The organism is Pectobacterium aquaticum (genome assembly GCF_003382565.3).
Taxonomy (GTDB): Bacteria; Pseudomonadota; Gammaproteobacteria; order Enterobacterales; family Enterobacteriaceae; genus Pectobacterium; species Pectobacterium aquaticum.
In genome coordinates, this window is sequence record NZ_CP086253.1 from 1686201 (window position 1) to 1709559 (window position 23359).

22 protein-coding genes are annotated in these 23359 nt (G+C 47.8%); 16 read left to right on the forward strand and 6 right to left on the reverse strand.

Features of this window, described 5'->3' with window-relative positions; genetic code table 11:
* The first annotated feature begins 41 nt into the window (after positions 1-41).
* The 6 genes from radC to vapC all read left to right on the forward strand — a co-directional run bounded on the left by radC (position 42) and on the right by vapC (position 2982).
* Positions 42-515 carry a RadC family protein gene (radC, locus tag DMB82_RS07870; protein WP_116162559.1) on the forward strand — a complete coding sequence of 158 codons (474 nt, stop codon included), beginning with the start codon at positions 42-44 and terminating at the stop codon, positions 513-515.
* Positions 516-554: 39 nt separating this feature from the next.
* On the forward strand, positions 555-890 hold the full coding sequence (locus tag DMB82_RS07875) for a type IV toxin-antitoxin system YeeU family antitoxin (RefSeq protein ID WP_116162557.1): 336 nt from the start codon (positions 555-557) through the stop codon (positions 888-890).
* A 69-nt stretch (positions 891-959) separates the two neighbouring features.
* Positions 960-1280: a TA system toxin CbtA family protein gene (locus DMB82_RS07880; RefSeq protein ID WP_116162555.1), complete on the forward strand. Its 321-nt coding sequence runs from the start codon at positions 960-962 to the stop codon at positions 1278-1280.
* A gap of 115 nt (positions 1281-1395) precedes the next feature.
* The gene (locus DMB82_RS07885) at positions 1396-2229 is read left to right on the forward strand and encodes a DUF4942 domain-containing protein (RefSeq protein WP_116162553.1); all 834 of its coding nucleotides are present in this window, start codon (positions 1396-1398) and stop codon (positions 2227-2229) included.
* A 94-nt stretch (positions 2230-2323) separates the two neighbouring features.
* Entirely contained in the window at positions 2324-2554 is a 231-nt protein-coding gene (gene vapB / locus DMB82_RS07890; protein WP_116162551.1) for a type II toxin-antitoxin system VapB family antitoxin, read from the forward strand.
* Entirely contained in the window at positions 2554-2982 is a 429-nt protein-coding gene (gene vapC / locus DMB82_RS07895; protein WP_116162549.1) for a type II toxin-antitoxin system tRNA(fMet)-specific endonuclease VapC, read from the forward strand. Before vapB ends, vapC begins: the two co-directional genes overlap by 1 nt.
* A 310-nt stretch (positions 2983-3292) precedes the next feature.
* On the opposite strand, the gene DMB82_RS07900 is transcribed toward vapC, so the two are convergent.
* From DMB82_RS07900 to DMB82_RS07915, 4 genes are all read right to left on the reverse strand, one after another.
* The gene (locus DMB82_RS07900) at positions 3293-3490 is read right to left on the reverse strand and encodes a site-specific integrase (RefSeq protein ID WP_226888919.1); all 198 of its coding nucleotides are present in this window, start codon (positions 3488-3490) and stop codon (positions 3293-3295) included.
* Positions 3491-3693: 203 nt separating this feature from the next.
* Positions 3694-3981: a HigA family addiction module antitoxin gene (locus DMB82_RS07905; RefSeq protein WP_102118418.1), complete on the reverse strand. Its 288-nt coding sequence runs from the start codon at positions 3979-3981 to the stop codon at positions 3694-3696.
* On the reverse strand, positions 3981-4259 hold the full coding sequence (locus DMB82_RS07910; RefSeq protein WP_102118419.1) for a type II toxin-antitoxin system RelE/ParE family toxin: 279 nt from the start codon (positions 4257-4259) through the stop codon (positions 3981-3983). Before DMB82_RS07910 ends, DMB82_RS07905 begins: the two co-directional genes overlap by 1 nt.
* A gap of 129 nt (positions 4260-4388) precedes the next feature.
* On the reverse strand, positions 4389-4769 hold the full coding sequence (locus tag DMB82_RS07915) for a hypothetical protein (RefSeq protein WP_208644314.1): 381 nt from the start codon (positions 4767-4769) through the stop codon (positions 4389-4391).
* A gap of 519 nt (positions 4770-5288) precedes the next feature.
* On the opposite strand from DMB82_RS07915, the gene DMB82_RS07920 reads away from it, so the two are divergent.
* The 4 genes from DMB82_RS07920 to DMB82_RS07935 all read left to right on the forward strand — a co-directional run bounded on the left by DMB82_RS07920 (position 5289) and on the right by DMB82_RS07935 (position 15567).
* Entirely contained in the window at positions 5289-5426 is a 138-nt protein-coding gene (locus DMB82_RS07920; RefSeq protein ID WP_240348903.1) for a YnfU family zinc-binding protein, read from the forward strand.
* Between the two features lie 38 nt (positions 5427-5464).
* Positions 5465-5656 (forward strand): hypothetical protein, encoded by a 192-nt coding sequence (locus DMB82_RS07925; protein WP_116162547.1) that lies wholly within the window; start codon positions 5465-5467, stop codon positions 5654-5656.
* 87 nt (positions 5657-5743) lie between these two features.
* Positions 5744-6667, forward strand: coding sequence for an LpxL/LpxP family Kdo(2)-lipid IV(A) lauroyl/palmitoleoyl acyltransferase (gene lpxL / locus DMB82_RS07930; RefSeq protein ID WP_116162681.1), 924 nt, complete (start codon positions 5744-5746; stop codon positions 6665-6667).
* A 266-nt stretch (positions 6668-6933) separates the two neighbouring features.
* The gene (locus DMB82_RS07935) at positions 6934-15567 is read left to right on the forward strand and encodes a glycoside hydrolase family 94 protein (protein WP_116162545.1); all 8634 of its coding nucleotides are present in this window, start codon (positions 6934-6936) and stop codon (positions 15565-15567) included.
* A gap of 193 nt (positions 15568-15760) precedes the next feature.
* Here DMB82_RS07935 and DMB82_RS07940 read toward each other — a convergent pair whose 3' ends face one another.
* A complete protein-coding gene (locus DMB82_RS07940) occupies positions 15761-15979 on the reverse strand; it encodes a KTSC domain-containing protein (RefSeq protein WP_102118421.1) in 219 nt (72 codons plus the stop codon).
* Between the two features lie 298 nt (positions 15980-16277).
* On the opposite strand from DMB82_RS07940, the gene dsrB reads away from it, so the two are divergent.
* Positions 16278-16481, forward strand: coding sequence for a protein DsrB (dsrB, locus tag DMB82_RS07945; RefSeq protein WP_102118422.1), 204 nt, complete (start codon positions 16278-16280; stop codon positions 16479-16481).
* Positions 16482-16549: 68 nt separating this feature from the next.
* Here the strand turns inward: dsrB and DMB82_RS07950 are convergent, their stop codons facing one another.
* Entirely contained in the window at positions 16550-18271 is a 1722-nt protein-coding gene (locus DMB82_RS07950; RefSeq protein WP_116162543.1) for a methyl-accepting chemotaxis protein, read from the reverse strand.
* A 279-nt stretch (positions 18272-18550) separates the two neighbouring features.
* Between DMB82_RS07950 and DMB82_RS07955 the strand changes: the two genes are divergently transcribed.
* From DMB82_RS07955 to motB, 5 genes are all read left to right on the forward strand, one after another.
* Positions 18551-19525 (forward strand): DMT family transporter, encoded by a 975-nt coding sequence (locus DMB82_RS07955; protein WP_208644313.1) that lies wholly within the window; start codon positions 18551-18553, stop codon positions 19523-19525.
* Between the two features lie 808 nt (positions 19526-20333).
* The gene (gene flhD, locus DMB82_RS07960; protein ID WP_010279486.1) at positions 20334-20684 is read left to right on the forward strand and encodes a flagellar transcriptional regulator FlhD; all 351 of its coding nucleotides are present in this window, start codon (positions 20334-20336) and stop codon (positions 20682-20684) included.
* A gap of 3 nt (positions 20685-20687) precedes the next feature.
* On the forward strand, positions 20688-21266 hold the full coding sequence (gene flhC / locus DMB82_RS07965; protein ID WP_102118424.1) for a flagellar transcriptional regulator FlhC: 579 nt from the start codon (positions 20688-20690) through the stop codon (positions 21264-21266).
* 133 nt (positions 21267-21399) lie between these two features.
* Complete coding sequence (motA, locus tag DMB82_RS07970; RefSeq protein ID WP_102118425.1) at positions 21400-22287, forward strand: flagellar motor stator protein MotA; 888 nt, start codon at positions 21400-21402, stop codon at positions 22285-22287.
* Entirely contained in the window at positions 22284-23339 is a 1056-nt protein-coding gene (motB, locus tag DMB82_RS07975; RefSeq protein ID WP_102118426.1) for a flagellar motor protein MotB, read from the forward strand. Before motA ends, motB begins: the two co-directional genes overlap by 4 nt.
* Positions 23340-23359 lie beyond the last annotated feature (20 nt).

The following is a 23359-nucleotide window of genomic DNA, read 5'->3' on the forward strand; positions in this document are numbered from 1 at the left end:
TTGTTTCATTCTCCCTTATTACCTCACTTCAAGGACTTATCATGTCATGTAATTCATTGGCAGGAAGCATTGCGTCCAGAGAGCAGCGCATCATCCAGATGGCGTTGTGCCTGCTGGAAAAACGCGTGCGTAAAAATGCGCGGCAGTTCAAGACCTCGGAGGACACCAAAAGCTGGTTAATGCTGGAGCTCAGCAGTCTGGAACGCGAAGTCTTTATGGTGCTGTATCTGGATAACCAGCATCGCCTGATAGAAAAGGAAGTTATCGCGCTGGGCGGTATCAACAGCACCGAAGTGCATCCGCGTGAAATCCTCAAAGCCTCACTGCGCCATAACGCCGCTGCTGTGATACTGGCACATAACCATCCATCCAACTGGGCCGAACCCAGTCAGGCCGACCGCAACATTACTGACAGGCTGAAGGAATCACTGTCACAACTCGACGTCAAAGTACTCGACCATCTGGTGATCGGCGGCACTGAGGTGGTGTCGTTCGCTGAACGCGGCTGGCTGTGATGACCACACTTACCACCGTGTTTTTATAAGGAGGCGATCATGCCATCGTCTGATACCCCGGAATGGGGACTAAAACGTGCTGTCACTCCGCAATTCGGAGCCAGGCTGGTTCAGGAAGGTAACTATCTTCATTATCTGGCAGACCGGGCCAGCGTTGTCGGTACGTTTAGCGAATCGGAAGCCCGTAATCTTGAACAGAGCTTTCCTGAGCTGATTAAGCAGTTGGAACAAAAACTGCGCTCGGGTGAGTTGAATCCCCGCCAGCAGGGCTGCATCACGCTGCATTACAACGAGTGGACCTGTGAAGCCGATACGCTGGGCAGTTTTGGCTACGTGTATATTTCTGTTTATCCCTCTTCTACGGCAACACAATAATCCGCAGCTTCTCTCCCCATTCTGAACATTTCCCTGGTTTTATCGACTTAACCTGAAGAGAGTATTCCCATGCAAACAACACCTGCAATCCCGTTACGGGAGGATCAATCCTGCCCACCACCCATAGCCGTCTGGCAGCAACTGCTTACCTATCTGCTGGAAAAGCATTACGGTCTCACGTTGAACGACACACCGTTCTGCGAGGAAAACGTGATTCAGGAGCATATCGATGCTGGTGTCACGCTGGTAAACGCCGTGAATTTTCTGGTGGAGCGTTACGAACTGGTACGCATCGATCGCAACGGCTTTAACTGGCAGGAGCAATCGCCGTTTCTCTCCGCCGTTGATGTTCTCCGTGCCAGACGCGCTACCGGCTTGCTCAAGACATAAAGACCGCGAGCCGCTTTCCAGTAACACCTCGCCAAACCTATTTATTCCTCTCCCCAATGCATAATGCGCCAGCCCTTATCGGCTGGCGCATTTGCTTATGTATGGATCACAAACTATGCAAATTGAACCCGAGGTTTTGACCGAACACACCGAGCTGATTTGCTCGACCAATATCGAACGTGTCGTCACCGGACGTGATGCCGCGCTGCAACAGATAGAGCAACTTCTCAATCAGCTACAGGCGATCTCAATACTCACGGCGACTATCGGTGGCGGCACCGCCGAAGACTGGGGGCTGAAGCAGGGGCATCGCAACGATTGCTGGCTGACAGAAGCGCCCAACAAGGCGATGCCCGCCATCATCCGCATGCTGGATCGCAATATCTGGCGCGACCTGATGCTGAAATCCGGCATGCTGTCGCTGATGGATGCCGAAGCGCGTAGCCAGTGGCATAAAAATCTCGATGAGGGTGAGCTACCGACTATCAGCGAAGCCAATATCCTCAGCACCTTTGAGCAACTTCACCAGAGTAAACAGGAGGTATTCGAGCGTGGGGTCATTAACGTATTCAAAGGGCTATCGTGGGATTACAAAACCAATCACCCTTGTTACTTTGGCAAGAAAATCATCATCAACAATCTGGTGACCTACAACCGTTGGGGCTTTGGCCTGAACTGGGGCTGGCGACGCGATCAACTGGCCGACCTGGAACGTATGCTGTATCTGCTGGATGGCAAACCGATTCCTGACAACCGAGGCGATCTCACTATCCGCCTGATGGACCATATTCGCGATAATCCCCATCAGCAGGAATATGAAGATGAGTATTTTAGTGTGCGTTACTTTCAGAAAGGCACCGGGCATCTCACCTTCAAGCGTCCTGACCTGATCGATCAGATGAACGACATCATTGCCAAACATTATCCGGGGATGTTGGCGGCAAGGTGAGTAGCTTAATAACGTTGGCTGCGTATATCCCATTGACATATCCCATTAGTGCTCTATGCTACCGATAGCACAAAGTTTATCCAAGGAGATCGCCATGGAAAAAACAACAGTATTCAAAAGCAACCGCAGCCAGGCGGTACGGCTTCCTAAAGCGGTGGCACTTCCTGATGATGTGAAACAGGTTGATATCATCGCGATTGGCCGTACACGTATTATCACGCCAGCAGGGGAAAGTTGGGATAGCTGGTTTGAAGGGGAGGGGGTAACACCTGACTTCATGATCACCAGAGAGCAACAGGATGATCAGATCAGGGAAGATTTCTGATGCTGAAATATCTGCTTGATACCAATATCTGTATTTACACCATCAAGAACAAGCCGCAGGAAGTCAGGGACGCTTTCTACCGTCATTACGGGCAGTTTGCTATCAGTGCTATCACGCTGATGGAACTGATTTATGGTGCGGAGAAATCGGTAAACCCAGAAAAGAATCTCGCCGTGATTGAAGGTTTTTCTGCGCGTCTGGAAGTGCAAACTTATGGCTTTGACGCTGCCGTACATACCGGTCAAATTCGCGCCGAACTGGCAAAACAAGGAACCCCCATCGGCCCGTATGATGCAATGTTAGCCGGTCATGCGCGGTCCGCTGGTTTGATACTGGTAACGAACAATGTGCGTGAGTTTGAGCGTGTGCCAGGATTACGCGTAGAAAACTGGGTCGGTAGTTCGGCTGACAATAGCCAGCCTTTGTAATATGCTGTCGAAATTCAACAACTGGCGTCACTGCTTGGTATCGTAGCGGACGGCAGGGTAGGGAATGAAGCAATGTGGGTTGTGGGTACAAATGCGGGTACATGCTCGTTAGATTTTAAGGTAAAACCTATAAATTCAACACGTATGACATGTTTTTCAAGTCCCGCCCCGGCACCATTGATTTAACTTCAATAAAAACAAGAAGTTACAAAACAAAATTCAACCACCGTAAGGTGGTTTTTTTGTGCCTGAAACCCCCTTTCCTAATATTCTTCCTAATATGATTTTTGCGTGTTTGGTGAATATGCAATTATCTTGAATTTTTATTCTGACCACCCACGACAGGAACGATAGGTATTTTTCGGTCGTATCGTGCTGTCTGGCTGATTGTCATGTGTCCTGATATTGCCTGTTTTTCTGCTAACGTCCCATCGAGATCTGAAACCCCTTTAGCCTTGAGATCGTGCTCGCAGCCTTGATGAGGATGCAGCAGCATATGAACCAGCATACCCCTCTTATCCCCCTCAGCGCGCGAGGGTTCCCCGCCCGCACACGAAAATAGCGCGTTTTTATGCAGTTGTGCAGCAGGGGTAAACCCGCGCCAGAACTGGCACGGGAAGGGGTTAATAGCATCAAAAAAATTGTGCATTGGCGTGCGGGATTTTGCAGTGATTTTTACAAGAAAAATAAATCCCGCCGGAGCGGGATAAGTTATGCGACTTGTAAGCGATGTAAGCCAGAAAGATCCAGTGATTGACGCGCTTGCCACAGGTCAAAATCACGCTGCATTCCCAGCCACACGTCAGCGGTTCCACCCAGAACGATTGCTAAACGAAGCGCCATCTCAGGTGATACATCTGCTTTTTTCGCGATCAAGCGTTGGACAGTTGACGGAGCGACGCTCAATGCTTTTGCCAGCCCGCGAGCACTCAAATCAAGTGACTCCATAGACTCTTTTACCAGCCCCCCTGGATGGGGGGGATTAAACATTTTACCCATCAGTGATAATCCTCCAGATTGACGATATAGACATCACCACCTACAAACTCAAAAGTTATACGCCAGTTTCCAGTGACTGTGATTGACCATATCCCTTGCTTGTTTCCTTTTAGGGGATGCAGATTAAAACCCGCAATATCAATACTTTCTATCTGTTTTGCGTTATCTAATACCGCTAGGCGATACGCGATCTTTTCAGACTGTTTCGCATCAATCCCAGCGGTTGATCCTGTTTCAAAGAACTTCTTTAATCCTTTGTGTTTAAAGCTCTTTATCATTTTTACCAATCCTTTGTTGCGTTACGCGCATCATATCAGTATGCCGCGTATTACGCAACACTAAGTTATTCAATTAGAAGAGTCGACAATTGCCAGCGCTGATAACTCTCTTCCTTTTCAAAATCATCGTCATACTTTCCCATACTGCCCCCTGTTAATGAGTGCAACTTTAAGCCTTTGCAAAAGCACATTATTTTCTTGCTTTCTTTCAGCTTTATGCCTTTGCTCCGCTTCTTCACGGCGCTGTGCAATCGCTGCCGTTCCGATCAGCTTCGCTGTACATGCCAGACATAAACTTTCGTTGCCATATTCATGATCTTCCTGAGTTAACTCAGTATGACAATGTTTCGCACGACAATATGATGCTTTGGTTTTTTCTATCAGATAACCGTCTTTGAGATAAACCCGCCGATCACCGAAAGAAAGCGCAGCGCCACATAGAAGAACATGAATATCAAGTTCCGATTTTATGCCCCAGGCTGAAAGCTGATATTTAAGGGGATCGGTCATTGGTGCGTGGTGCGCCGTACTGATTTTCCTCGGGGCATTCTTCACTCCCTGCCCATCAAGACCGAGCGTTACACTTATTATCTGAATTCGCGATCCACGAAAAAGTCATTGGAGCCTTCATCGAAAAATATATGTTCTACTAATTGGAGGTATTACCACCTTATTGTAAATAAAATAGTGTTTTTATTTTCTAATTAAATCCGGTGTTAATATGTTTTTTATAAACATTTTCGGAGATGGGCGGATTATTCAATGAAAGTGTTTCTTTTACATTCTCAATGTGGTTATCCATTTGTCCTATAAGGAAATATTGATCGATTTTTTCAGGATAATACTTATTCTATAATCGTCCGAATCTGGTTGGTTTCTTTTTTTTGTTAAATAACAGGGTGTTGAGTTTTAATGTTAGATATTTTAGGCTAATGACGATGATATCGTGCTATTTATGATTTTAGGGCGTACACTGCATATTCATACACCTATTTGGTACAATGTATGGCTACCTTTGATTTTCTTCAGATGTTTAATCGCACAACGGTGAAAGTGACTTGTCCCGTATGCAACCATATCACTGAGCAGAAAAGAAATAGATTTCGCGAAAATATTACGGTTATTTGTCCTAAGTGTGGATTGTATTTTTTGCCGAGGGGAGAGTAGAGGATGTGATTTATCTTCCATTTTCAAAGAATTATAGAATGGGCTTGATTGCCTCTAATGGAGGAACATTCCAATTGACTAAAGAAGAGCTTAAAGTGTTTTTATTCACACAGACTTGTGTGATTCTCTCTGGTGTACTTGCCGCAAGAGAAGGCCAACCACTTATTATCCAACAACGTTTTAGTAAAATTTATGAAATATTGTCCGATGAGTATGATAAGTTACAATAATTAAATGATTTTTTCGTTATTTTCATATCTGTATGGTGGTAACTTAAACGGAGTGCCAACCACGCAAAAATGAGTAGAGATAAAAATATGTTTAATCGTTGTCGGTCTTTTTTAAGCTACACGCATCCTAGATACTGGTTATTATGGTTTGGTCTAGGAGTACTCTTTCTACTGGTTCAACTGCCTTATCCTGCATTGGTGGTATTTGGAGGATGGTTAGGGCGTCAGTCAATGCATTTTTTAAAAAGACGAGTAGCGATTGCTAGGCGTAATTTGATGCTCTGTTTCCCTGACATCTCATCTCAACAGCTTGAGAGTAAACTCATTGATAACTTCTCCTCTCTTGGTATTGCACTGTTGGAGACTGGGATGGCATGGTTTTGGCCCGATTGGCGAATAAAAAAATGGATTGATATTGTTGGTATTACACATTTGCAAGAGGCTGAAAGTAAGCAACGCGGTGTTATTGTGGTTGGCGTACATTTTATGACGCTGGAGTTGCACTTTCGTATTTTAGGCCATTGTAAACCGATGACTGTGATGTATCGTCCTCATAACAATAACGTGTTGGAACTGGTGCAAAAATGGGGGAGATCGAGATCGGGAAATGTATTGGTTGACCGGAAAAAACTCATTTCAATGGTGCACACGTTGAAGCAAGGCGGCAGTGTTTGGTTTGCACCCGATCAGGATTATGGCGTAAAAGGCAGTGTATTTGTGCCTTTTCTGGGCGTAGAACGTGCAGCTACCAGCAATGGGACGTTTATTATTGCCAAGCTGACCCGTTCTGAATTGGTGACGGCTGTCGTGATTCGTAAGGATGGTAGGAAAGGGTATCAACTTATTATTTCTCCGATCTTAGAAGAATATCCTTATGAGGACAGTCTGTTAGCTGCTCATTATCTGAATAGCATGATAGAACATGAAATCATGAGGGCCCCTGAGCAGTATCTCTGGTTGCATCGACGTTTTAAAACTCGGCCCCAGGGTGAACCCTCTTTGTATATTTAATTTATTATCTTCGAATTATTTTGTTGTACGTTTTTTTTTCTGTTTTTGACCGCGCCTAATGGATTGGCGTTTATCGACTATACTTACTTCCTTACCTCTCTTTTCTTGACTCCAATTTCTCTCACCATTTGGGCAATTGACCCGTATTTTTTATTCAGTTCCTGTATCAAGTGTCGGTAATCCTGACCAATAAGGTTTGCCTGGCTTTCTGAACGTTACCTTTAAGGTGGTCAGTGCGTATTTTGCATCCAGACCAAAAGGCGATTATGAAAATATTTTCCCGCCACTTTTCCTTCTCTCGCCAAGATGTTGCTTCGCCCTGGAATGACATTCTCCCCGTCAGAGGGGATCTATTCGGCATGGAGCGCTTAGAGCAACACGGTCGCACGTTAGCCAGTGCGCAGCCTGTGACCTTATCGCCACCTGATGTGATCTCGTTACACCAGCGCTTGAATGATAATGCGAAAGTATTACTGGCCTCTTACCGAGCTAGTGCTCAAGAGCTGGATAAAGGGGGCAGTGTTGTGCCTGCGGCTGAATGGTTACTAGATAACTACCATCTGGTCGCCGCGCAAATTCGTGAAGTCCGTGAAGACTTGCCACCTCGTTACTATCGCCAGCTACCCAAACTGTCACAAGGCCCTTTTGCCGGTTATCCACGGGTATTTGGGCTGGTATGGGCCTTTATTGCTCATACTGACAGCCATGTTGACCCCATTGCTTTACGTCGCTTCATTATGGCGTATCAGGATGTGCAGCCTCTGACGATCGGTGAGCTATGGGCTGTGGCTATTACCTTGCGCATTGTGTTGATAGAAAATCTGCGACGTCTGGCTGACCAGATGACTGTCGGGCGCAAGGCTCGCGCAGATGCTGAGCGGGTTGCCAATGAACTTTTGCAATCCGGTGAGGCTGGTGCCGTTCGAGGCGATGAAATAGCAAATAGCTATCTCTCCGCTTATATTCTTTCTTCTGATAACGATGCCCCCCTGTCGGAGACGTTTGCGGCACAGTTGGTCAAGCGACTACGCGATCAGGATCCAAAGACAACGCCCGCATTAGGGTGGCTTGAACAACGGCTAAAACAGCAGGGAAGTTCAACAGAAGAAGTCGTGCAACACGCTCAGCAGCGTCTGGGCATTTCTAATGTCACTGTGCGCAACATCATTACCAGTATGCGATTAATTTCGGATATCGATTGGGCTGAGTTTTTCGAAAGCGTGAGTCTTGTTGATGCACGTCTGCGGGCGAACAGTGACTTTGCGACCATGGATTTCCCTACTCGAAATTTATACCGCAGCGCAATTGAGCAACTCGCGCGTCAGGCACCCAGCTCTGAGCTGGATATTACAGAACAAGCGCTTTTACTGGCACAACAGGTACCCGCTTCTTCGCATTCTGACGAGTTTACCGAACGTAAGCGCGAACCGGGTTACTATCTGATTGCGGAGGGAAGGCCACAGCTTGAAGAGGCGATCGGTTTTCAGCCCGCGTTTCTACTGCGATTCAATCGCTTTACCCTGAATGGTGGCATGCGCGGCTATGTTGGTGCTATCGCGTTTTTTACTGTGCTTTTACTGGCGGGGATCGGCATCGTGTTGTCTTCTCCTGCGGTGTCGAATGTCTGGCTCGTGGTAATGGGGCTGATCTGTATCATTCCCTGCTCTGACGTCGCGACCTCCTGGGTTAATCGGTTGGTCACTTGGCTATTTGGTGCAGCACCGTTAGCTGGGCTGGAGTTGTTGCAAGGCGTGCCCAGCCATTGCCGGACATTAGTCGTGGTGCCAACGCTGTTGTCCCGCGAGCAAGATCTGTTACAGCAGGTCGAACAGCTTGAAGTTCACTACCTATCTGGTGGGCAGGGCGATATCACCTTTGCATTGTTGACTGATGGTGTGGATGCCGAAACGGAACACCTTGCAGGCGATCAACCCATGTTGACGCAGGCATTACTTGCCATACAACAGCTCAATGAACGTTATGGAAAAGGGCCTGCGGGTGACCGATTTTTGTTATTGCATCGTCGACGGGTCTTTAATGCTTCGGAAAACGTGTGGATGGGCTGGGAGCGTAAGCGCGGGAAATTGCATGAGCTTAACCGGTTATTACGTGGCGCGACGGATACCCACTTTATTTCGGTAGACGGTCATCACATTCATGTTCCTGCTGATGTTCGCTATGTGATCACATTGGATGCGGATACGCGTTTGCCGCGGGATACGGCCTTAAAACTGATTGGCAAAATGGCTCATCCTCTCAACCAACCGCGCTGGGATCGCCACGGGGAACATATTGTGGCGGGATATGCCATCTTACAACCTCGCATTACGCCATCTCTGCCGGCCGGGCATGAAACGTCCTTATATCAGCGGATTTTCTCGGCACCGGGGGGAATTAACCCTTATGAAGCGGCGATCTCTGATGTGTATCAGGATTTGTTTGGCGAAGGGTCCTATACCGGTAAAGGTATCTATGATGTTGATGCGTTTGAACGCGCGCTCAAAGGCCGTATTCCTGAAAACAGCCTACTCAGCCACGATCTCTTTGAGGGCATTTATGCCCGTGCGGGGCTGGCTTCTGATGTTGAATTAATCGAAACCTTTCCCTCTCGCTATGATGTGATCGTCAAACGACAACATCGCTGGACGCGCGGTGACTGGCAGTTGCTACCATGGATTCTGGGACGGATGCCGTCAGTGTCCGGTACGACGGTGCATTTACCCGCGGTGGGGCGCTGGAAAATGATTGATAACTTGCGCCGATCGTTGCTCGCTCCAAGCCTTTTATTGATGCTGATTGGATGTGCGGCGCTACCGCCTGATATGGCATGGAAGGGCATCGCTATCGTCCTGCTGGTCTTGGCGTTTCCCTCCTGCCTGCCCGCGTTATGGGATGTTATCGCACGCGGTGTGCGTGGCATAACCCGACAACAGTCGCTGAGTCAAAGCCAGCCTATCCGGCATTTATTGCGCGACCTTAAGCTCGCTTTCATGCAGGTCGTGCTCTCTTTTGTCTTTCTTGCCGATCATAGCTGGCAAGCGCTCGATGCACTCATTCGCACGTTGATACGGCTAACGATTACCCACCAGCATTTACTTGAATGGACGACGGCAGCGCAGTCGGGTCGCCGTCCCCGCCTGACGCTGGGGGGCTTTTATCGTCAAATGCTGGGCGGGGTGTTACTCGGTGTGGCGGCGGTGGGAGGCGGGTGGTTAATGACTCCGCAGAATTGGCCACTTTGGCTATCGCTTGGCATTGTGTGGCTGGCGGCGCCAGCCCTGGCACTGCAAGTGAGTCGCGAGCGCTCAATGTCACGCCAGGAAAACATTAGTGAGGCAGATAAACAGGCGCTGCGATTGACCGCCCGACGTACCTGGCGCTTTTTTGAAACCTTTGTTACTGAAGGTGAAAACAATTTGCCACCGGATAATTTTCAGGAGCAACCGAAACCGGTTGTGGCTCATCGGACTTCCCCAACCAATATCGGTCTGTATTTACTGTCTACCGTCGCAGCGCGCGATTTTGGTTGGATTGGCCTGACTGAGGTGGTTGAACGGATCAATGCGACACTGAGCACCATGGATCGATTATCGCGTTTTCGCGGTCATTTTTTTAACTGGTATGACACGCGGGATCTACAAACGCTGCAACCGGCTTATGTGTCCGCGGTGGATAGTGGAAATTTGGCAGGGCATTTGATCGTTCTGGCGAATGCCTGCGAGCTTTGGCGGGAAGAAAATGTGTTGTCGGATTATCGGGAATCTTTGGCTGACCACCTGCAACTGATCCGTACATCACTACTGCTTCATCAAGCAACGAAGAATGAATCCGTCTTGCTCCGGTCGTTAGATAAAATCGACAGTTTGCGAAATAGCCATTTGCCACAGGAACGCCTGTTACCGGAAATAATATTGCAATTGGATCAATTGCTACAGCGGACGCAAACGCGGTTAACGCCGGCCAATGAAGATGAGGTAGCGGAGTCCATCTTCTGGATTAGTGCAACGACATCGATGTTGACCGCCCATGAGCGTGAGCTGCACGGTTCTACGACAGCATCCGAATCTCTGATGGAAAGCCTGCGTGTAGTGGCCGAACGCGCCCGTAAGATGGCGATAGAGATGGATTTTGCCTTCCTTGTCGATCCCGAACGCAAATTGCTATCAATTGGCTATTTGATGTCAGAAAACCAACTGGATGTGAGCTGTTATGACTTGTTGGCTTCAGAGGCCAGATTAGCCAGTCTGTTTGCCATTGCTAAAGGGGATGTGAGTACGCGTCACTGGTTCCGTCTGGGGCGTTCGGCTGTGCGTACTGCTTACGGGGCGGCGCTGATGTCATGGTCGGGTTCGATGTTTGAATATTTAATGCCATCGCTGGTCATGCGTGCTCCTATGGGGAGTTTATTAGAACAAACCACACGGTCGGTTGTGGCACAACAGCAGGTTTATGGTCGAGCGTTATCCGTGCCATGGGGGATTTCCGAATCGGCCTACAATGCACGGGATATAGATTTTACCTATCAGTATTCAAATTTTGGTGTTCCTGGCTTAGGTTTAAAGCGTGGGCTGGCAGATAATCTGGTTGTCGCACCTTATGCGACTGGTTTGGCAACCATGGTGGACCCGCTTGCTGCCTGCCGAAACTATGCGCGTTTGGCTGATATGGGGGCGTCGGGCCGCTATGGCTTCTATGAGGCGCTTGATTTCACGCCGTCTCGTCTGCCGGATAACAAAAACGTGGCTATCGTTTACAGCTTTATGTCGCACCACCAGGGGATGACGCTGATCGCGATCGCCAATACCCTGCATGACGGTAGTATGCGCCGTCGTTTCCACCGCGAACCGATGATTCAATCCTGTGAGCTGCTGTTACAGGAAAGTTTGCCGACGCAGGTGGCGCTTGCTGAGCCTCAGGTTGAAGAGGCGAAGGCCAGCGGAGGTGAAAGCCGCAATGAGGCGGCGATGTTGCGGCGATTCTCTGCATCGCCAACGGGGGCGCCGATGACACATCTACTCTCTAATGGCCGCTATGCGGTGATGCTGACCACAACGGGATCCGGCTATAGCCACTGGCGTGAATTAGCCATTACCCGCTGGCGTGAAGACACCACTCAGGATAACTGGGGGAGTTTTGTGTTGCTGCGTGATATACGCAGCAACAGAATTTGGTCCGCCGGTGAACAACGTCAGCTAAGTGAGTCCGTAGGCCATGTCCCCGAATTTCCTGACGTTATCGGTAATGTAATGGGGGAACCAAGGCATCGTTATGAGGTGATTTTCGGTGAAGATCACGCGTCGTTTATCCGTCATGAACGTTCTTTGACCACTACGCTTGATGTGTTGGTGTCGGGGGAAAGCGATGGGGAAGTTCGCCGAGTCACATTGACAAACAGTGGACGCCGCCAGCGTGATATCGAACTGACATCCTACGCGGAAATGGTGTTGGCGCCGCCCAGTGCCGACACGGCACATACTGCATTTTCCCGCATGTTTGTACAAACTGACTATCTGGAGGCATTCTCCTCCCTGATTGCGACCCGACGCCCACGAACGCCGGATGACCCTCCCGTCTGGGCCGCGCATTTTGTCGTGCTGGAAGGGGCCACGGGCAGCACGATGCAGTATGAATCAGACCGGGCGCGTTTTATTGGCAAGGGTAAATCAGTGATGACAGCCGATGCCATTCTGGGTCATCAGGTCTTGTCGAATACCACCGGTACGGTACTTGATCCTATTTTCTCACTTCGTCAACAGGTACGAATTCCTGCCGGTAAAACGGTGAGAGTGGCATTTTGGACCGTGGTGGCGGCTTCCCGCGAAGCGTTAATTGATGTGATTGATAAGCACCACGATCGTAGCGCCTATGAGCGGGATAAAACGTTTGCCTGGACGCAGGCTCAGGTGCAGTTGCGCCATCTCGGCGTGAAATCTGAGGAAGCGGCAGATTTCCAGCGTCTGGCTGCGCCAATCATTTATGCCGATCCCCGTTTTCGTGCGCCGTCTGAATCTATTGTGAAGGGCGCAGGGAAACAATCCGATCTGTGGTCACTGTCTATTTCTGGTGACCTGCCGATTGTGCTGTTGCGTATTGATGACATTGACGATATAGCGCAGGTACATCAGCTATTAAGGGCCCATGAATACTGGCGAATGAAGCTATTGAATGTCGATCTGGTGATCGTTAACGAGCGTTCCTCATCCTATATTCAGGATTTGCAGATAGCGATTGAAACGGCCATTCGTAGCAGCCAATCAAGAGCCCGCCTTGGCGGAGAATCAACGCGAGGGGAGGTCTTTGCGCTACGTGCTGATTTAATGTCAGTAGAAGCAAGAGCGCTGTTGCTATCAATCGCCCGCGTCTCACTGGTTGCACGTCGTGGGCCGATTTCCCATCAGTTGGCGCTCATTTCGTATCCCGATAAGGACACTCGGCCGATAAGCCTCATCCCGCCAAAATCCCAGCCTGATAACACTTCCCGTCCTGAAGGGCTGGTATTCTTTAATGGGATTGGCGGTTTTGATCGGCAAGGCCGGGAATATGTCACGGTGCTGGATGCTGAGCACACTACGCCGGCACCGTGGATTAATGTGATCGCCAATCCAACGTTTGGTTTTCAGGTTTCGGCGCAGGGAAGTGGCTACAGTTGGGCAGAAAATAGCCGTGAAAATCAATTAACGCCCTGGGGCAATGATGCGGTGATTGATCCCGGCGGCGAGGCGCTTTACCTCCGCGATGAGACGAGTGGTGTGCTGTGGACCCCTACGGCATGGCCGATTAATGACGGCGGATGCTATGTTGCACGTCACGGTTTTGGCTATAGCCGTTTTACCCATGCCGCCAATAATATCGAGTCGATGCTGTTGCAGTATGTCCCTTTGAGCGACGCGATAAAAATCTCGCGTTTGCGATTGCGTAATACTTCTATGCATACGCGGCAACTGACGATTACTGCTTATGCAGAATGGGTGCTGGGTACATCACGTAGCGCCAGCGCGCCTTATCTGTTAAGCCATGTGGATTCACAAACGGGCGCGGTGTTGGTACGGAACCCGTGGTCTGGGAGTTTTCCCGGACGGTTTGGATTTTCCGATCTGGCGGGTAGCCAGCAGTCGCTGACGGCAGACAGAACGGAGTTTCTCGGGCGTAACGGGCATATGCGCGCGCCTTTAGCGTTGGTAAACCAAAGCCGATTATCGGGGAATACTGCTGCGGGGTTTGACCCATGTTGTTCGTTACAGACGGCGGTGACGATTGCGCCCGGCGAGGAGGTTGAGGTTGTCTGGTTTATCGGGCAAGCGGCGTCTGTTGAGCTGGTCAGAAAGCTGGTGGAGAAATACCGGCAGATCGATCTGGATGCGGTTTTACATGAAGTAGAAACGCATTGGGAATCGGTAACTGGGGCGATCCGCGTGAAAACACCCGATAGCGCCATGGATATCATGCTTAACGGGTGGCTGCTTTATCAAACACTGTCTTCCCGTATTCAGGCGCGTTGTGGTTTTTATCAGGCCAGCGGCGCATATGGTTTCCGCGACCAGTTACAGGACGGCATGGCCTTAACCTTTTCCCGACCGGAGGAGACGCGCCAGCATCTATTACGTGCGGCGGGGCGGCAATTTACCGAAGGTGATGTGCAGCACTGGTGGCTACCGCATTCAGGGGCTGGGGTGAGAACACGGATTTCCGACGATCGTGTTTGGCTGGCGTTTGCCACGGCGAATTATATTCAGGTTAGCCAGGATTATGACGTGCTGACTGAACAGATCGGTTTTCTGGAGGGGCCGCCTGTCGCCGAAGGGGAGCATGACGCGTTCTTCCAGCCGATGCCTTCGGCTGATACGGCGACGCTATTTGAGCACTGCGCGCGCGGTCTGGATCAATGCCTACAGTTGACCGGACAAAATGGCTTGCCACTTATCGGCGGTGGTGACTGGAATGATGGTATGAACCGCGTCGGTGAGAAGGGTAAAGGTGAGAGCGTGTGGCTTGGATGGTTGTTGATTTATACCATCGCGCGCTTCGCGCCGTTGGCTGAACGGTATGATACTACTCGTGCGGCCCGCTGGCGCGATCATGCCGAGTCTGTCAGGGAGGCTATTGAGCGTACAGCATGGGATGGTGCCTGGTATCGTCGGGCAACGTTTGATGACGGGACATGGCTGGGTAGTCGTAGCAATGATGAATGTACCATTGATTCTATTGCCCAATCATGGGCAGTGCTTTCCGGTGCTGCTGATGCAGAAAGGGCGGCGACGGCCATGGCATCACTGGAGCAGCATCTGATTCGTCAGGATGACGGGCTGGCGCTGCTGTTTACGCCGCCGTTTGATCGTGCCGAGCGCGATCCGGGTTATATCAAAGGTTATCCACCGGGGTTACGTGAAAATGGCGGTCAATACACGCATGCTGCAATGTGGTCGGTATTAGCGTTTGCCAAATTGGGACAGGGGAATAAGGCAAGGGATCTGTTTACTTTACTTAATCCGATTAATCATGGCTCGACACCGCAACAAATCGCCCGCTACCGTGTTGAGCCTTATGTTATCGCCGCAGACGTTTATTCGGTGGCACCACATTCGGGACGGGGAGGCTGGACGTGGTATACCGGCTCGGCAGGGTGGATGTATCGAGCGGGCATTGAAGGGATATTAGGGATCCGCCGTGAAGGAAACGAGTTGATGCTGTCACCTTGTATTCCCGATGATTGGCCCGGCTTTGAGGCTCAGGTGGCCGTGGGTGAGAGCCGTTATTGTATCCAGGTCGTGAACGATCGCCATCAGTGCCAGGGGATATCAAAGGTAATACTGGATGGCAGGGATATGCCATTCAATGCAGAGAAGAAGCAGGTCGGAATTGTGCTAGAGAAAGGGGAACACCACCTGCAAGTGTTCTTGTAGTATAAGCAACGATACGCGTGATTAACCGACATCGCGACATGACGCCATTTATATTTAATTCACATGATTAGTCACGATTTTGGAAGGCAGGGCTGGTGGATGGAATGGCAAATTGATGCGGTGTAAAGCCACTCTTTTACTCGCCGTTAAGAGACGGCGAAGAGTAGCGGAACCGTTGTCGCTAGATTTTTACCTACTTGCTTTTTCGGCATAGGAATTTGTCTTTTATCACGCCATCAAAGAAACGACCCTTAGAGACGACAGCGTCAGAAATAAACTTTTTATAGATAGATTCAGGCACACTGACATACTGATAGATATCTTTGTTATGAAACACTATCTCAAGCGTGTGCGTCTTTGGGTCATACCCAATGGAATCAATTCGTGACGATGAAACCTGCTGTCGCTGCAATGTTTGTTCCTTCCCAGTGTAAAATAAGATTAAATTATAAAAGGTTTACTGCATGACGCATTGTCGACGATCATGCTTATTTATTGAATATGTATCAAATTTCTGGCGGGTTGGTTAGTAAAATCGTTGGTTTATTGCCGGTCAAGATCATCTGAATAATTGATATGTAATGGCAGAGAGGGTCAATATGGCGTTGTTAAAAAAATAAAATTAATCATTTCATACAGCTACTATTCCTACCGTAGTTTTAAATGATGATGCTGTTTTTTGATGTTAGAAGCTATTTTGAGATAAATTTATGAAAGTTAATGATCTGGTTACGGTTAAAACCGATGGAAAGACGCGGCGTGAAGGGACGATTCTTGCTGTAGAAACGTTTCAGGAAGGGGTAATGTATTTAGTTGCATTGAAGGATTATCCAGCTGGTATCTGGTTTTTCAATGAGATGGATAGCAAAGACGGTACGTTTGTTGAACCAAAGATATTGCCAGAAAAAGAGTAAATGGGATTATGCCAATATGCGAGCATTGTCCGAGTAAACAATGCTCGCAGTGACGTTGGTATCCAGTATTAGAACGTTTCCCAGTTACCGTTTTCCGTATTGGCCTGACGGGGAAGGGCGAGTGATGAACGGTCCTTGGCAGCCAATGCGTTCGGCCGAGCCGGTGCGGAATGACCGCTTGATAAATGGCTGGACAGCTTAAATGTTGCAACCGCACGGGTAAGCAATGCTGCTTGCTCTTCGAGTGATGCCGCTGCGGCACTGGCTTCCTGAACGAGCGAAGCATTTTGCTGTGTCACGCTGTCCATTTCAGATATCGCTTGACCGACCTGAGTAATTCCTCGACTTTGCTCGTCAGAAGCAGATGCAATCTCACCCATGATGTCGGTGACGTTAGTGACGGCATCGACGATCTCTTTCATGGTTTGACCCGCGTTATCAACCAGAACAGAACCACTGCTGACCAGATTGACCGATTCAGAAATCAGCGTTTCTATCTCTTTTGCTGCTTGCGCACTGCGCTGTGCGAGGCTGCGAACTTCACTTGCTACGACGGCGAAACCGCGACCTTGCTCTCCCGCTCTGGCTGCTTCAACCGCCGCATTGAGTGCGAGAATATTCGTTTGGAAAGCAATGCTGTTAATAACGCTGGTAATCTCAGATATTTTCTTTGAGCTGCCTGAAATACTGTTCATCGTGTTCACAACGTTTGCAACGATTTCACCGCCTTGCTTGGCTTTTCCTGAGGCATTTGCGGCGAGCTGGCTAGCATGGTGCGCATTTTCTGAGTTTTGCTTCACTGTTGCGGTTAATTGCTCCATGCTTGCCGCCGTCTGTTCAAGCGCTGCGGCTTGTTGTTCGGTTCGCGAGGAAAGGTCGGTGTTACCGGATGAGATCTCCGTCGAACCTTGGTAAATAGAGTCTGCGCTTTCCCGAACGGTGGTGACAGTTGTGACCAGAGAAGACTGCATTTGTTGAACGTTTCTGGCCAGAGTGCCAATTTCATTTCTGCCATAACGGTCCGACATTTGAGTCAAATCGCCCTGCGCAATGCGCTGAATTCTCATGACCAATTGATTTATCGGTTTGATGAGGATCCCGCGCAACAGGAAGAATGTCAGAAGCGTTAAAATGGTGGCCAGCGCAAAGCTGCCGCCCATCAACGAATATCCAAGCAGTGCATTTTTATGCGCGGTTTCGTTTAAATCTTTGGCTCTTTGTGTGCGGTAAGCAATAGCCTCTAGCAAAAATTTGTTATAGGCCAAATCTAAAACCCGGGTTTCTTCGGATTCGAGAGTGATAACCTCTTCAAACAGGCCTTGTTTTGCCGCAGTGAGCATCAGCATAAGACCTTGGTTGACGTACGCGTCATAGGACTTACGCAGATCGCCATCCAACGCCATATCCTGAGGTGTTTTAACCGAACGTTGTTCATAGACAAGGAAGGCTTTTTTCGACTGTTCCAGACGCTGCTCAGCCTGTTTCAGGTTGTCATTGAAGACCTGAGAATCACCAATACGCGCAGCCGCTGCCGCTTGAATGAGCAGCAGACGTGCGGTGCGAAGGTGGTTGGAACTGTTTGAGATCCCCATTCGGGTATCGATTTCTTGTGTGACGTCGTCTAATGACTGATTGCTGCTTTGTAGAAAATAGCTGGATGTGCCGATAGATGCTGCAAATAACAGCATGATACCACCCAGAATAATGATGAATAAGGGAACTAGCCGTAAATTGCTCAGCATGCCGGCCTCTGCGTGCTGCTCAGACCTTGACGTTATTTTCATATCCATGCGCTCATTCTCAGGAGTTTATGATTTACCATGCCACGCGCTGCGGCATTGGCGTTTAGGTTTTAGTGTCTACATTAATGACAATTCATTAGCTAAACAACCAATGTAAAAGATAATCGACCCATATTGGGAAACCTTAATCAAATTCTATGCGATCCCGATCACGTTTTTAACGCTTTAAAAAGAAAACAGAAATACGTGATGAGAAATCATACGAATTGTATAATAAAAATAAAGAGTCTGCCTCCTAACTTTATTTGTCTGAGGTTCAACGCTATTATGGAAAATCTATCTTCGGAGGGATTTTTTTTGGAAAAGCGTACGCATTTTTTTTCGGATAAAAAAGTTGTTTTTTTTATCGCCACATTATGCTGTTTGCTCTGGGGAAGTGCTTATCCGGCAATTAAAAATGGCTATGAGCTGTTTCACATTGCAGATAATGATGTTCCTGGGAAGCTCGTTTTTGCAGGCTACCGGTTCGCGTTCGCTGGGCTGTTGCTCTTGGTGCTTGCTGTGTTAAGCGGACGCGCCATCGGGCGCTTTCAGCGTGGGCAGTTAGTGCAGTTAACTACCCTTGGAATATTCCAAACATCGCTGCAATATGTTTTTTTCTATATCGGCCTGGCTTATACCACCGGTGTTAAAGGTTCGATCATGAATGCAACCAGTACTTTTTTTAGTGTACTGCTAGCTCATTATCTATACCAAAATGATAAATTAAATGTCAATAAACTAATTGGTTGTATATTAGGCTTCGCTGGTGTCATGGCCGTTAATATCGATAGTAACGGAATGAACATTGGTTTTACGCTGTTAGGTGATGGGTTCGTTGTTATTGCTGCATTTATTTTGTCTGCATCGACTATATATGGTAAGCGGATATCACAAACGATGGATCCAACGGTGATGACCGGTTATCAACTGGCTATTGGCGGGATTATTTTAACCATATCAGGATACTGTACCGGCGGGACACTCATGATACCTGATTGGAAAGCTGTACTGATGCTAGGTTACCTTATTTTGCTTTCTTCAGTCGCTTTTTCGTTATGGAGCCAATTGTTGAAATATAATCGGGTCGGTATGGTCGCACCATTTAATTTCCTTATCCCTGTTTCTGGTACGCTGTTGTCAGCACTGTTTCTTGATGAAAGCATTCTGGAGTGGAAATATTTCTTTGCACTTGTCTTGGTATGCTCAGGTATTTGGCTGGTTAACCGAATCGTGAAAAGCGATCGTAAAATGCCTCTGTGATCCAACTCATCTATCGTACTGAAGGCACTGTTTGTAGTGTGATGCTTGAGCTCGTTGAAACCGAAAACCACTTCATACTGCAGTGCCTACATTTACCCCCAAAAAATCACTAATTTCTTTAATATCAATACAGTAATGTTTAACCACCTTTTTGCGGCGAGAGCGATATGCTTTGTTGTCGTTGCAACTGATTTCTGGCAGAGGATAGATAAATGTTGCTCTATAACATGAGGTTAAGAGTTTTTTGGGTAAAAAGTGTAAGTTTTTCGTGAAAGGTATAAACTTACATAACGGCATGTGTTTGGGATATGATGGATTTTCTATATATCTATCATTTATATAGCAACCAAATTGTTTCTTTTTTATTATTTTTAATGCTCTTCTTTGTAACGTTTAGTGTGCGTTTTTGGCTTAAAAATAAGCATAAAAGTGATCTGACCAGACAGCGTTTAGCTCATAATGCTTTCATTTGCGTGATCTGTATCACATAATGGCCAAATTCATTCTTCAGTCGCGTTGTATGTGCTATGGATTAGGCGGTACAGTTGCGCTGTTTTAGGATTAATCCTATGCTTTAGTTGAAGCAAGTCTTCAGGGTGGAACAAGAAAGCAACGCATGAACGGATTCGCTGCGTGATGCGTAAAGTTGGCAAGTCACCATTGCCCGAATAAGAAATGATAAAACAGTAGCTCGCAGTATCTGGCACCGATAGTTTTTTATGCCATCAATGGAGAGTGATTTTCGAACTGGGCGATATGGTCTATCACTTAACTTATGTTTTAAACATAGCCTGTCGGGATGGGAAATATGGGTACCTCTGAATTACTCAAACACATTTATGACATTAATCTGTCTTATTTGTTACTAGCACAACGTTTAATTAATGATGAAAAAGCTTCTGCTATGTTTCGTCTTGGTATCAATGACGAGATGGCAGATATCTTGATGCAACTAACTTTACCGCAGATGGTGAAATTGGCAGAAACTAATCAATTGATATGCCATTTTCGTTTTAACGATCACAATACAATCAAAGTCTTGACTCAAGAATCACGTGTGGATGATTTACAACAAATTCATACGGGGATTTTGTTGTCGAGTAACTTATTACAACAGTTAACTTCGAAAGAAGAAAACCTGCCTAAGAAAAGGGCATAAGTAATGGCGGAGAAAAGTATTGTTCAGGAGGCGAAAGACATCCAATTGGCGATGGAACTCATTTCGCTCGGTGCTCGGTTACAGATGCTGGAAAGTGAAACTCAGTTAAGCCGCGGACGTCTGATTAAACTGTACAAAGAACTTAGAGGAAGTCCGCCGCCAAAGGGAATGCTACCTTTTTCAACGGATTGGTTTATGACCTGGGAACAGAATATTCACTCATCAATGTTCTACAACGCTTACAGCTTTTTAATCAAGAGTGGGCAGTGCAGCGGTGTTGAAGCGGTTATTAAATCTTATCGGCTTTACCTGGAACAGTGTGCGCCGCAGAGCGATTCTCCACTGTTGGCATTGACGCGGGCTTGGACGTTAGTCCGTTTTGTTGACAGCGGTATGCTGCAACTATCGTCATGCAATTGTTGCAAAGGGATGTTCATTACTCACGCTCACCAACCTAAAAACAGTTTTGTTTGTAGTTTGTGCCAACCCCCTTCCAGAGCGGTAAAAAGGCGTAAACTTTCGCAAAATCTTGCCGATATAATACCTCAACTGCTGGATGAACAGGTAAAACACGCAGTCTGAGCCTGTAGCGATTTGTGAATCTATCATTGTTGATTGTGAAAGCGGTGATAGATTTTTTCCTCTAGAATGTCTTAGCTACGGCTCCGCAGTTTTATCTCTCTTTCCGCCCACCTTTTTATTATAAGGATTTCTTGTGCTGGTTATATTGGGTTATATCGTCATTGTGGCCTCGGTACTCGGCGGTTATCTCATGGTCGGTGGGGCCTTGGGAGCGCTTTATCAACCTTCTGAGCTGCTGATCATCGGCGGTGCTGCGGTAGGCGCTTTCATTGTTGGTAATAATGGAAAGGCGATAAAAGCAACACTACGTGCGCTACCTCTTCTGGTCAAAGGCTCTAAGTATAATAAAGCATTGTATATGGATCTCATGGCGTTACTCTTCCGTGTGATGGCCAAATCTCGCCAGCAAGGTATGCTTTCCTTGGAATTTGATATTGATAACCCTCGCGAAAGTGAAATTTTCTCAAGCTACCCCAATATTCTTGCTGACAACAATGTGGTTGAATTTATCACCGATTATTTACGGTTGATGGTCAGCGGTAATATGAATGCATTTGAGATTGAAACGCTGATGGATGAAGAGATCGAAACGATTGAGCATGAAAGTGAAATACCTGCATCCAGTTTGACGATGATGGGTGACGGTCTTCCTGCATTTGGTATCGTCGCTGCAGTTATGGGTGTTGTTCACTCACTGGCCTATGTTGACCGGCCTGCAGCTGAGTTGGGGATGATGATCGCTCACGCCATGGTGGGTACCTTCTTGGGAATTCTACTTGCTTATGGCTTTGTCTCTCCATTAGCCGCATTACTGCGCCAGAAAAATGCAGAAAAAATCAAAGTATTGCAATGCATTAAAGTCACTTTACTGTCTAGTCTTAATGGTTACGCGCCGCAAATTGCCGTTGAATTTGGTCGTAAAACACTGTACTCGACGGAGCGTCCTTCCTTTACTGAATTGGAAGAACACATTCGTCGTGTGAAATCGCCGACTCAGCAAGCGTCGGACAGTAATGCATGAAACATCAGCATCCCATTATTCGCAAAAAGCGTAAGTCTGGACATGGGGGCCACCATGGTGGCTCTTGGAAGATTGCCTACGCTGACTTCATGACAGCAATGATGGCATTGTTTCTTGTAATGTGGCTTATCGCAATTTCTACGCCAATGCAGTTAGCGCAAATAGCGGAGTATTTTCGTACCCCGCTAAAGGTTGCATTAACTTCAGGTCCTAAATCAAGCGACAGTTCTAGTCCCATCCCAGGTGGAGGGAATGATCCCACTCAGCAAGATGGTGAAGTGAAAAAAGCCATCAAAACGGATAACGTGGAAAAGAAGCTGGATGAGGCGCGGCTCAATAAATTGCGCGAACGTTTGGATCAGTTAATTGAGGCTGACCCTCGATTACGAGCACTCCGCCCGCATCTGTTAATTGAAATGATTGATCAAGGGTTACGCATCCAAATTATCGATAGTCAAAATCGCCCCATGTTTAAAACTGGGAGTGCACAGGTTGAGCCCTATATGCGAGATATCCTGCGTGCGATAGCCCCTATCCTGAACGATTTCCCGAATAAATTGAGTATATCAGGCCATACTGATGATGTTCAGTATACGACAGGGGAACGTGGTTATAGTAACTGGGAATTGTCCGCGGATCGTGCTAATGCATCACGTCGAGAGCTTATTTTTGGGGGCTTGTCTGATGGAAAAGTTTTGCGCGTTGTGGGTATGGCTGCGACAATGCACCTAAAACAGGCTGTAAGTGGGAATGATGCGATTAACCGGCGTATCAGTTTGTTGGTATTGAGCAGACAAGCTCAAAAGGATATTGAAGAAGAAAATGCAGAAAGCTCTGCTGTAAATATAGACAAAGTGGAAAATTTACAAAATATGCAGTTGGGTAAGCCTAAACCTACCATTCCGGCTGCCGAAAATAGTGATAATAACAATACGAGTGGAAGTGGTGGGGCATTGCCACAACCAACTAATGGAGTTCCTGCTCCAGAGCGTCAACAGCCAACCACTGCGTTGCCTGCTGCGCCCGATAGTCAGGCGACGCCTTCTCAATAAGCCGCGATTCACAGCAGAGG

Coding starts and splice junctions, on each gene's coding strand:
- radC (WP_116162559.1), top strand. CDS start 42: ATGTCATGTAATTCATTGGCAGGAAGCATTGCGTCCAGAGAGCAGCGC.
- DMB82_RS07875 (WP_116162557.1), top strand. CDS start 555: ATGCCATCGTCTGATACCCCGGAATGGGGACTAAAACGTGCTGTCACT.
- DMB82_RS07880 (WP_116162555.1), top strand. CDS start 960: ATGCAAACAACACCTGCAATCCCGTTACGGGAGGATCAATCCTGCCCA.
- DMB82_RS07885 (WP_116162553.1), top strand. CDS start 1,396: ATGCAAATTGAACCCGAGGTTTTGACCGAACACACCGAGCTGATTTGC.
- vapB (WP_116162551.1), top strand. CDS start 2,324: ATGGAAAAAACAACAGTATTCAAAAGCAACCGCAGCCAGGCGGTACGG.
- vapC (WP_116162549.1), top strand. CDS start 2,554: ATGCTGAAATATCTGCTTGATACCAATATCTGTATTTACACCATCAAG.
- DMB82_RS07900 (WP_226888919.1), bottom strand. CDS start 3,490: ATGCTGGTTCATATGCTGCTGCATCCTCATCAAGGCTGCGAGCACGAT.
- DMB82_RS07905 (WP_102118418.1), bottom strand. CDS start 3,981: ATGGGTAAAATGTTTAATCCCCCCCATCCAGGGGGGCTGGTAAAAGAG.
- DMB82_RS07910 (WP_102118419.1), bottom strand. CDS start 4,259: ATGATAAAGAGCTTTAAACACAAAGGATTAAAGAAGTTCTTTGAAACA.
- DMB82_RS07915 (WP_208644314.1), bottom strand. CDS start 4,769: ATGACCGATCCCCTTAAATATCAGCTTTCAGCCTGGGGCATAAAATCG.
- DMB82_RS07920 (WP_240348903.1), top strand. CDS start 5,289: ATGTTTAATCGCACAACGGTGAAAGTGACTTGTCCCGTATGCAACCAT.
- DMB82_RS07925 (WP_116162547.1), top strand. CDS start 5,465: ATGGGCTTGATTGCCTCTAATGGAGGAACATTCCAATTGACTAAAGAA.
- lpxL (WP_116162681.1), top strand. CDS start 5,744: ATGTTTAATCGTTGTCGGTCTTTTTTAAGCTACACGCATCCTAGATAC.
- DMB82_RS07935 (WP_116162545.1), top strand. CDS start 6,934: ATGAAAATATTTTCCCGCCACTTTTCCTTCTCTCGCCAAGATGTTGCT.
- dsrB (WP_102118422.1), top strand. CDS start 16,278: ATGAAAGTTAATGATCTGGTTACGGTTAAAACCGATGGAAAGACGCGG.
- DMB82_RS07950 (WP_116162543.1), bottom strand. CDS start 18,271: ATGGATATGAAAATAACGTCAAGGTCTGAGCAGCACGCAGAGGCCGGC.
- DMB82_RS07955 (WP_208644313.1), top strand. CDS start 18,551: ATGGAAAATCTATCTTCGGAGGGATTTTTTTTGGAAAAGCGTACGCAT.
- flhD (WP_010279486.1), top strand. CDS start 20,334: ATGGGTACCTCTGAATTACTCAAACACATTTATGACATTAATCTGTCT.
- flhC (WP_102118424.1), top strand. CDS start 20,688: ATGGCGGAGAAAAGTATTGTTCAGGAGGCGAAAGACATCCAATTGGCG.
- motB (WP_102118426.1), top strand. CDS start 22,284: ATGAAACATCAGCATCCCATTATTCGCAAAAAGCGTAAGTCTGGACAT.